Origin of the sequence: Bradyrhizobium sp. HKCCYLS20291 (assembly GCF_051167715.1) — a bacterium.
GTDB lineage: Bacteria > Pseudomonadota > Alphaproteobacteria > Rhizobiales > Xanthobacteraceae > Bradyrhizobium.
On record NZ_JBNPTO010000032.1, the window covers coordinates 1 to 9920 of the forward strand.

Genomic DNA, 9920 nt, shown 5'->3' on the forward strand with positions numbered 1-9920 from the left:
CACGGTCATCCTGCGGCTGTCACAATCTTCGCCATCAATGAGCCCAAAAACTCAATTGGCTCACGGGCTCTACGGACGACGACGTGAGGTCCGGACTTTGTCCTCTTGCTCCGCGTCATTGCGAGCGTAGCGCGCTGCGCTCGCAATGACGCGTGGTGAGAGGGGAGCTCACAAGGACAGGGCGCGTCGCGCACGCTCAAGCCAGCTCGATCGGCGCGCCCGTCTCGCCGTGCTGATCGCCGAGCCGTAGATAATGCGCGAGATAGTCGTGCAGCGCGGTGGCTGCCTTCGAGGTCGCGCCGCTTGACTTGTAAAGTAGCAGCTCGACCTGCGGCAGCGCCGGCAGTCCGTCGGCGGGGCCGAGCTCGCGCATGCCTGCGACCAGCGCGCTGCGGCCGAGCACCGTGACCGCCATGCCGGCGAAGGCGGCGGCCTGGAGGCCGCCGACGCTCTCGCTCTGGCAGGCGACGCGCCAGCGCAGGTTGGCGGCCTCGAGCGCAGCGATGGCGTGATCGCGGTAGATGTTGCCCTGGGGCAGCAACGCCAGAGGAATGGGATGCTCCTGATGCGCCGACGACTGCTCGCCGGTCATCCACACCAGCTGCTCGCGCCGCACCACCTGGCCGCCGGTGAAATCGTTCATGCGGGTGACCAGCGCGATGTCGACCTCGCTGCGCTTCACCAGCTCGACCAGCGGCGTCGACAGCGCGCAGTTGAGCTCGACCTGGATACGCGGAAAGGATTTTCTGAAGACGCTGAGGATCGAGGGCAGCATGAAGGCGGCGTAGAGATCGGGCGTGCCGAGCACCACCTGGCCCTCGATCTCCTGCGACGCCAGCTGCGAGATCAGTTCGTCATGCAGCCGCAGGATCGAGCGCGCATAGGTCAGCACGATGCCGCCGTCCTCGGTCAGCGCCAGCCGACGGCCGCCATGAACGAACAGCTGCTTGCCGGTAAGCTCTTCCAGCCGCTGCAGCTGCAAAGTGATCGCCGGCTGGGTGCGTCCCAGCCGCCGGGCGGTTTCGGTGATGCTGCCGGTCTCGACCACCGAGATCAGCGACCTGAGCATGCGGATGTCGAGGCTGATGAGGTTCATTCGTGATCCATACCGCCCGCGCGATGCAAATTTCATGCAATGCCGGCGCGACTGCGGCCAATTGACCCGCGTGACCTGACCCTCGCAAGGACTCCGCGCGCGGCTCCGCAGCCTCGCGGCGCGCTGTCGCGTCCGAGCTTTGCTTGTCAGGACGCCCTTTCAGAAGAAGGGCGCAGGGAAGGCCGGGTGCGGGCCGCACCCATGGCCCGCCTGCAGAAAAAAAGCAGGCGGCGTCACCACAGGATTGGCCGGACACACCGGCCTTCCCTGCGCGATGGGCTTAACGGCTGCTCCGTGCTCTCCCAGGGGACCGGGCTTGCTTGCCCCCGTCATCGGGATGTCGCCGACCAAGACACCAGCGTCGGGGTGTCGGGACCACACGGCTTGACCGTCCGCACCGGGTTCGTTCGTCCGCACGCGAAACGCGCACTGCGACCCCAGGCGGCCACCGCATCTCCCGCTCCACGGTCCGTGACGATCGCGAAACGCCCCTTCAGTGAGCAGGAGACGGCGGGAAGCATCGATCTGATTTGCCCGACGGCACAAGGCCCGATTTGCCCGACGGAATGCGACAAACTGGCACGACGGGCAGTTTGAAACAGGCTGGCGCTATTTTGAGCCAAGCTGGCAACGCCATAGACCGCCGCCTAAGCCAGCGCCTCGGCCATCGTGCGCATCTGGACCTGGATGATGCGCGAGCCTTTCGGCTGGGTGCAGGCGAAATGGATGGCGGCGGCGACGTCCTCGGCTTCCAGCATGTCCGATTGCGCCACCCCCGCCTCGGTGCGTCCCTTGCCGAGGGCAAATTCCGTCTTTACCCCGCCAGGGTTGATCGTTCCGACCTTGATTCCGTGCGGACGCAGCTCCTTGTCGAGCCCTTGCGAAAAACCAACCTGCGCAAATTTCGTGGCGCAATAGACCGCCTCACCGGCGAAGCCGTAGACGCCGGCCATGGACGAGACCATCAGGATGATTCCGTCGCCCTGCGCGATCATGACCGGCGCCACGTGGCGGCTGAACAGGAACGTCGAGCGGACGTTGACGTCCATCATCTCGACGTAGTCCGCGAGGCTGGTGTCCGCCAGCTTCTTGTAGTTGCCGACGCCGACATTGTTGATCAGGATATCGATGCTGCCGAAAGCCTTGGCTGCTTCGACGACCGCATGCGCAGTCTCCTCCTCGCGCGCGTCGCCAATCACCGCGACGCCGTCGCCGCCGAGCGAACGCGCCTCATCGATCAGCGCTGTGAGCCGGTCTGGCCTGCGGGCGGTGAGCACCAGGCGCGCGCCCTCGCGGGCAAGCGCCCGGGCGCTGGCCTGACCAATGCCGGCGCTCGCCCCTGTGATGATCGCAACCTTGCCCTCGAGCTTTCCATTCATCGGTCGAATCCTTTCCACGAACACATCGTCCACCAGCGCCGCCCTGAGGCGAACGGCTGGCGCTGTGCCGCGGCAAGATGCTGATCGATCACCCGGGCGTCTAACAGATAATCAAGATCACTCTGATCGATCTCGGCGATGAACCGAACTCGAGCCGCACTTGAACCGCGATTGGCCGAGCTATTGGAAGGTCAGAAGATCGAGGAAACCCTGCGCCGCGCCATTCAGCGGGGCATCGCCGTCGGTCCGCGAATAGGCGATGAGCAATTCCCAGCAGATGGCGGGCTCGGCCAGTTCGCAGACCGAAATCTTCGAGCGCCGCAGTTCGGCGATCGTCTCTGGCAGAAGCGCTATTCCAAGTCCTTGGCCGACGAGGTCGACGATGGTTTCGAGATCCGTGACGTCGAAGTTGGTCTGCCGTTCCAGGTTCGCTTGGCCAAAGGCGCGATCGATCAGCGGCCGCGTGCCCCAGCCGATCTCGAAATCAACGAACGGATAGGGCATGAGTTCGCGCAATTCCACGCCGGTTCGCCCTGCCAGAGGGTGGTTTGGCGGCGTGGCGGCGACGAGATCCTCGCAGGCGATGATCCCGGTGACGATGTCGTCCGGCGCGTCCAGGAGCGGCAGGAAGGCAAGATCGAGCCGCCCGCTGCGAAGCTGCTCCATCAGCCCGGCCGCATCGCCCTGGCGCAGCCGCACCTCAATTCCGGGCGAGGTCGCGTGATAGCGGGAGATCAGTGTTGGCAGATCGAGAAACGCGGGCAGGCTGTGAACGGTCCCGATCGACAGGGAGCCACGCCGCAACCCTGCGATATCAGCGACGGTCTCCCGGCCGATATCGATGACCTTGAGAGCCTCGCGGGCCTTCTCCAGAAAGGCGCGCCCCGCCGGGGTGAGCCGCACTTGTCTTGTGCTGCGCACAAAGAGACGGACACGCAGTTCCTCTTCGAGACTGCGGATCGAACTGGACAGCGCCGACTGGACGATGTGAACGCGATCCGCGGCGCGAGTGAAGTTCAGCTCTTCGGCGACAACGATGAAATGCTGGAGTTGACGCAATTCCATTGTTCGAACCGAAGGCTTTCATTCATTAGATCGATTAACGCGATCTCTACTATCTGTTGGACGGACGAGCAACCGTTTCCCATTGTTTTGGCGTTGAGCAATCACCCGGCGGCAACACCTTCTCCGACGGGGATTGGCGATCGGCTAGGCGCATCAAGAAGGGACGTAAGTCCGGGCGCCTTTCAGCCGGGTTCGAGTAGAGGAAACGCCGGCGCATCGCACGCCGGTTCAAGGGAGCGAGAACTGCCATGAAGTACGCGAGTGTGATCGCCGCCGCCAGCCTGATGCTGGTCGGCGCGGCGGAGGCTGCCGAGAAGAAAGTCATCGTCTGGGTGCCAAATGGGGCGTCGGATTTCTGGAAACTTGCCGAAGCTGGCATGCACAAGGCACAAAAGGAGCTGCCGAACGTCGATCTGCAGTGGAAATATCCGGAACGCGCCGACGCGGCCATCCAGCAACGCCTGATGGAAGACCTGGTTGCGGCCGGTGCCGCCGCAATTGCGGTGTCGCCGCTCAACCCGAAGACCCAGGCCGAAGCGTTCAACAAGATCGGCGCTCAAGTGCCGCTGTTCACTTTCGACAGCGACGCTGCCGACGCCAAGCGCGTGTTCTACATCGGCTCGTCCAACGTCGACCTCGGCAAGAATGCGGGCGAGGTCGCGGTCAAGGCCCTGCCAAATGGTGCCAAGTGCATGGGCTTCGTCGGCAACACCGGCGCCGACAACGCTCGTGAGCGCATCGAAGGCTTCAAGGCCGTCGCCGGCGCCAAGAATATCGAGTTGGTCGACGTGCGCACCGACGACCACGACCAAGCCCGTGCCCGCGCCAATGTCGACGACACGCTCGTCGCCCACCCCGAAATCAACTGCATGGTGGGATTCTACTCGTACAACCCGCCGAAGATCTACGAGTCACTTCGTGACAACCGCAAGCTCGGCAAGATCACCGTGATCGCGTTCGACGAAGACCCGATCACGCTCGGCGCCGTCAAGGACGGTTCCTTCGCCGGCACGGTCGTGCAACAGCCGTACGAGTGGGCCTACCAGGGCAGCAAGTTGTTTGCCGCCTATCTGAGCGGCGACAAGTCGGTCGTCCCAGCCAAGGGCATCGCCATCATTCCGGGCAAGATCATCAGCAAGGACAATGTCGACGCGTTCAAGGCCGATCTCCAGGCGAAGTTGACCAACTGAGCCTGAGTTCCCGCAGCCGGCCTCCGGCACACCTTCCCTCCGTTCCGGCTTTGCCGGCTGCGGGAGTCTTTCCTCGGGTTCAACATGTCTGTCGGCGATGTTTCGTCCGTGCCTTCGCAATTCGCGGAGCCGTTCCTCAAATTGACCGCCATCACCAAATCCTATCCAGGCGTGGTGGCGCTCTCGGACTTTGCAGCCGAGGTGCGGCGTGGCGAGGTCGTCGGGCTCGTCGGCGAGAATGGCGCCGGCAAATCCACCCTCATGAAGATATTGGGCGGCGTCACCACACCCGACCGGGGCACGGTCGAGATCGATGGCGTGCCCCACCACAGCCTCACGGTCTCCCAGTCGATGAGCGCCGGCATAGCCTTCGTTCATCAAGAGCTCAATCTGTTCGAAAACCTCGACGTCGCGGCCAACGTTTTCATCGGGCGAGAGCCTCGCAAGTTCGGTTTGCTCAACGTCGTCGACGGCAAGACATTGCACGCGATGGTGCAGCCCTATCTCGACCAGCTCGGGGCGACTTTTTCCTCCTCGACCGCGGTATCCCGGCTTTCGCTCGCGCAGCGGCAGATGGTCGAGATCGCCAAGGCGCTGAGCCTGAACGCAAGGCTCGTGATCCTCGACGAGCCGACATCCAGCCTGCCGCTCGCGGAAACCGAGAAGCTGCTCAAGGTCATGGCAGCACTCAAGGCCAACGGCATCGCGGTGATGTTCGTCTCCCATCGGCTGAACGAGGTGGTACAGGCATCCGACCGCGTGATCATCCTGCGGGATGGCCGCCTCGTGGGTCATCTCCAGGGCGGTGCAGTGACCCATGACGCGATGGTCAAGCTGATGGTCGGGCGCGATCTCAAGGTCGCCTATTCGGCGCCGGCGAGCGAACGCGGCGACGTTGTGTTGTCCGTGCAGAAGCTGCGAACCAAGACGTTCCCTCTCGCCGAAGTCAGCATCGACGTCCATCGCGGCGAGGTTCTGGGTCTTGCCGGCCTGGTCGGCGCCGGACGAACCGAACTCGCCCACACCCTGTTCGGCATCGACCGCACCGAGGGCGGCACCGTGCTGCTGGATGGCGCGCCCGTCCGGTTCGCAAATTCGGCCGAGGCCGTGCGAGCCGGCGTCTTCCTGGTGCCCGAGGATCGCAAGGGAATGGGCCTGCTGCTCGACTTCGCCATCACCGAGAACATCACGCTTCCCAACCTCCGCGCCTATGCGCGCGGCATGACGATCTCACGCAGGGCCGAGCGCGAGCGCGCGGAAAAGAGCCGGGGTGAACTCGACATTCGTGCACCGAGCGTGGCCGCGCGCGCCGGCTCGCTCTCCGGAGGCAACCAGCAGAAGGTCGTGCTGGCCAAATGGCTGGCGATGAAGCCGCGCGTCATCATCTTCGACGAGCCGACCAGGGGGATCGACATCGGCGCCAAGTCGGAGATCTACCGGCTGATGCGCATCCTCGCGGACTCCGGCGTTGCGGTGCTGATGATCTCCTCGGACATGGAGGAGGTGATCGGTGTTTCCGACCGCGTCGCCGTGATGCACCAGGGACGCATATCCGGGATCCTCGACCGCGCGCAATGCCGGGAAGAGGACATCCTGCGGCTGGCCGTGGGACACGGCGTGGCGGAGCCAGCAAACCAGGCGGGACATACTCAATGCTGAATTTCAAGAAGGACCTCGGGCTGTTCGTCCTCATCATCGTGGTCGGGACGGTTGTCGCGCTGATCAACCCGCGTTTCCTGTCGGCGGTGAACATCTCGAACACGGCCAACCTGGTCGGCCTGTTCGGCATGTTTTCCATCGGAGAAGCCTTCGTCATCATCACCGGCGGGATCGAGCTTTCGGTCGGCTCGATGATCGCACTCTTGGGCGTGATCTTCGTCGATCTGATTGCCAGCCGCGGCGTTCCCTGGCCGGTCGCCTCGCTCATCATCCTCGCGATCGGCATCCTGATGGGCCTGATCCATGGACTGCTCATCACCAAGAAGAGGATGCAGCCGTTCGTCGTGACGCTCTGCGGGTTGCTGATCTACCGCGGCGTCGCGCGCTTCTATACCGCCGACGCTACCGCCGGCTTTCCTTTCGGCGTCCGCTTCGAAACTCTGGAGTACCTCACGACCGGCCGCACCGACATCGTCGGGCTGTTCACGGGCGACGCCTACACGTCGATCCCGATTCCACACTCATTCGTTTTCATGCTGGTCGTTGCTGCGGCAATGTGGGTTGTGCTCCATCACACCGTCTTCGGGCGCCACCTTTATGCGGTCGGCAAGAACGAGGAGGCCGCGCGGTTCTCGGGGATTCGAACCGGAAGCGTCATTGTCGCGGCTTACGCGATCTGCGGAGTGCTGGCTGCTATTTCGTCGATCTTCCTGGCCATGTATACGCGTTCGATTTTGCCGAGCTCGCATGGCAACTTCTACGAATTATACGCGATCGCGGCCGCGGTTCTCGGCGGCTTTTCACTGCGCGGCGGCGAAGGCTCGATCATCGGTGTTGTCCTCGGCGCCATTCTGCTGCAGGTGCTGCAGAACCTCGTCAATCTGCTGGGCATCCCGTCGTCGCTCAATTTTGCGGTGAGCGGATCGGTGATCCTGATCGGCGTGCTCGCAGACCAGGAGTACGCCGACTTCCGCGAACGCCGGGATCGGCTGCGCAGGCTCGCCGCCGGCGCGATCGGCACAAGGCAAACGGACGGCCCGCAGACACGGAACGAGATGCTGGCCGCCGACGCGAGGCTACTGAACCGGGATCCATAGGCGATGCCGTCGACAGTCCACTAGGCTGAGCTGAGCCACTTTCCCGGCCATGCGTCCTGCCGCGCTCACACCTGCTCCGCCGGTCATTGCGCCGGCAGGCCTGCGTCGACCATGAGCTGGACGATGCGGCCGGCGACCTCGCGGTACAGCGGGCTGGTGTTCTTCATCGGTGGGGCGACGTTCAATGCGGTGGTGCCGGGCCGCAGCTTGAGGCCGTTCTGCATCGCGGCTTTCGCCTCTTCGGTCTGCCCGGCCCGCTGGTGGGCGGCGGCCAGGAGCATGTAGGGACGGCCGGAGGCTGCCGTGATCGCGATCGAGCGCTGCAGCCAGGGCAGGGCGTCCTCGGCGCGGTCCATCGTCATGTAGGCCCAGCCGATGCCGAGCAGCCAGGTCCACCGCGAGACCGCCGGCGTGTCGTAGCGATCGGCCTGCTGGAACGTCGCCAGCGCATCATCGAAGCGGCCGAGATTGAGCTGCGCAAGGCCGATCAGATACATCGCCAGCCCGTTCCAGGGATCGCGGCTCACGGCTCTGGCACAGATCACGAGGCTCTCGACGAACCGGTTGGTGGCGCTGAGGAAGCGGCAATAGGTCTCTAACACCGGGATGGCGTTCGGCCGCGTGCGCAACGCCCGCTCGAGGTTGGCGGAGGCCTGGGCCTCGGCCGCCGCGGCGGCTTCGGGACTGTACCAGACCATCTGGATGCCGCGCATCTGCAGCGCCGCCAGCGCGACCGCGGCGTCGACATTGTCGGGCTCCTCGGCGAGCGCGTTCTGCAGCATCGTCTGCGCCATGCCGAAGCGCTCCAGCGTCACGCTGTTGATCGATGCGGTCGCTTGCTCGATGGCGGCCTTGGCTCCGCCGGCGGTGGTGGCATCATTCCCCAAGGAGGATCCGGATTCCGTCAATGCGTTGAGACGGCGGGCCAGCACGTCGCCGACGCCGGCGGCAAGCCGGGTCTGCTGCAGCGCGAGCGTATTGTCATCGGCCTCGACCGAGATCGCAGCGACGCCCTCGACCTTGCCGGTGGTCGTCTGAACCAGGCGGGCCCGCAGGGTCCAGGATGGCCCGTTGCGTTGCAGTTCGCCGTGGATCTCGAAATCCGAGGCGACGGTGGCGGTCGCAGCAACAGGTGCGGGTCGCGGCGCGGTCGATGCCGGCGCGACCACGCTGATGCCGTCGATGCGGGCGAAGCCATCGGTCAGCCGGGCGCCGATCTCGCTGGCCATCGTCGATCCGCGGGGATCCTCGGTCGCATTCGTGATCGCCATGACGGCGACGACCGGCGGGGCGCTCCTGAACAGGTTCTGCTTGAACAGCGGCGTGGCGGCGGCGAGCCCGACGATCGCGCACAGTCCGAGCACGATCGCCGCCGCCACCCGCCCGCGTGAGAACCAGGGCGAGCCCAGCGGCGCGGTCGCAATTTCGGCGGGGGAGGCGGTTTCGGGCTCGGCGGCCGCCGGCTGTGGCTCGGCCTCGGGCGCGGGGACATCAGGCGCGACGACGGCAAGGTCGGCGGTGAAGATATAGCCGCCGCCGGACGCCAGCTTGACCAGCTGCCGCCGGTCGTCGCGCAGCGCGTTGCGAATCTCGCGGATGCATTGAAACAGGCTGTCCTCGCCGACATGGACCTCCGGCCAGACCGCCTCCATCAGCTCCTGCTTGCTCAGCACCCGGCCGGGATTGGCGACCAGCAGCCGCAACATCTCGTAGGTCTTCGGGCGCAGCTTGATCGGCACACTGCCAGGGCCACGCAGCTCGGCGTGCTGCTGGTCGAGCTCGAACCCGGCAAAACGGACGATCATTCAGTCTCTCTGGATATGCTGCCCAAAATGCATTGGCATACCGGTACGTCGCCGAACCATGGCCTGACGGCTGGTCTCGATAAAAATTTCAGAAAACTTCGGAAATCGATACCCTAACCTGATACCGTATTCTGACATCGTGAACGGCGCTCGTGTGCCCCTGCCGCGGACGTAGCGATCGCGAGGCGTTGCTCACCCCTGGCCATGCGGCTGAAAGAGCCGCGCCCCGATGGCATTTTGCGCGGGCTTGGCCGAGCTTGCCCTGCGGCTCCGATCAGGTGGATTGCCGGCGTTTTGCAGCGCATTTCGATTCTGATTCAGAAAATTTCACAGCATCACGGCGCGCTTCCTCAGGACTTCCCACGGTGCGGATGAGACACCAGGGAGGGAGCGCCGGTCGACTCGCCTTTGTTTGTCACGCGAGGGGGCGGCTTTCGCCACGAGGCAACGAGGGCATGGTGCTGACCGCCGACGACACTCCGGATCATGCCGCCCGCGCCCGGAGGCGTGCGCCGCCCTGTGGCTGTCGTCCCGCGGGGCCGTTCAGCCCGCGAGCATCGATTCCGCTTCCGGGAGCCGCCCGTTTCGGCGCCGGCTGCTCGGACTGACGCCCGCATACGTCTTGGACG

At 64.7% G+C, this 9920-nt stretch carries 7 protein-coding genes; 3 read left to right on the top strand and 4 right to left on the bottom strand.

Annotated elements, in window-relative coordinates; genetic code table 11:
* Positions 1-196: 196 nt before the first annotated feature.
* The 3 genes from ACQR07_RS36380 to ACQR07_RS36390 all read right to left on the bottom strand — a co-directional run bounded on the left by ACQR07_RS36380 (position 197) and on the right by ACQR07_RS36390 (position 3540).
* Entirely contained in the window at positions 197-1096 is a 900-nt protein-coding gene (locus tag ACQR07_RS36380) for a LysR substrate-binding domain-containing protein (protein ID WP_434906855.1), read from the bottom strand.
* A gap of 647 nt (positions 1097-1743) precedes the next feature.
* The gene (locus ACQR07_RS36385) at positions 1744-2475 is read right to left on the bottom strand and encodes an SDR family oxidoreductase (protein WP_434906856.1); all 732 of its coding nucleotides are present in this window, start codon (positions 2473-2475) and stop codon (positions 1744-1746) included.
* A 180-nt stretch (positions 2476-2655) separates the two neighbouring features.
* Positions 2656-3540 carry a LysR family transcriptional regulator gene (locus tag ACQR07_RS36390; RefSeq protein WP_434906857.1) on the bottom strand — a complete coding sequence of 295 codons (885 nt, stop codon included), beginning with the start codon at positions 3538-3540 and terminating at the stop codon, positions 2656-2658.
* A 248-nt stretch (positions 3541-3788) separates the two neighbouring features.
* On the opposite strand from ACQR07_RS36390, the gene ACQR07_RS36395 reads away from it, so the two are divergent.
* From ACQR07_RS36395 to ACQR07_RS36405, 3 genes are all read left to right on the top strand, one after another.
* Positions 3789-4730 carry a sugar-binding protein gene (locus ACQR07_RS36395; RefSeq protein WP_434906858.1) on the top strand — a complete coding sequence of 314 codons (942 nt, stop codon included), beginning with the start codon at positions 3789-3791 and terminating at the stop codon, positions 4728-4730.
* Between the two features lie 84 nt (positions 4731-4814).
* Positions 4815-6389, top strand: coding sequence for a sugar ABC transporter ATP-binding protein (locus ACQR07_RS36400; protein WP_434906859.1), 1575 nt, complete (start codon positions 4815-4817; stop codon positions 6387-6389).
* Positions 6383-7486, top strand: a complete 1104-nt coding sequence (locus ACQR07_RS36405; RefSeq protein ID WP_434906860.1) for an ABC transporter permease — start codon at positions 6383-6385, stop codon at positions 7484-7486. The genes ACQR07_RS36400 and ACQR07_RS36405 overlap by 7 nt, the downstream gene beginning before the upstream one ends.
* An 83-nt stretch (positions 7487-7569) precedes the next feature.
* Here ACQR07_RS36405 and ACQR07_RS36410 read toward each other — a convergent pair whose 3' ends face one another.
* Positions 7570-9291: a winged helix-turn-helix domain-containing protein gene (locus tag ACQR07_RS36410; protein ID WP_434906861.1), complete on the bottom strand. Its 1722-nt coding sequence runs from the start codon at positions 9289-9291 to the stop codon at positions 7570-7572.
* Between the last annotated feature and the right edge of the window lie 629 nt (positions 9292-9920).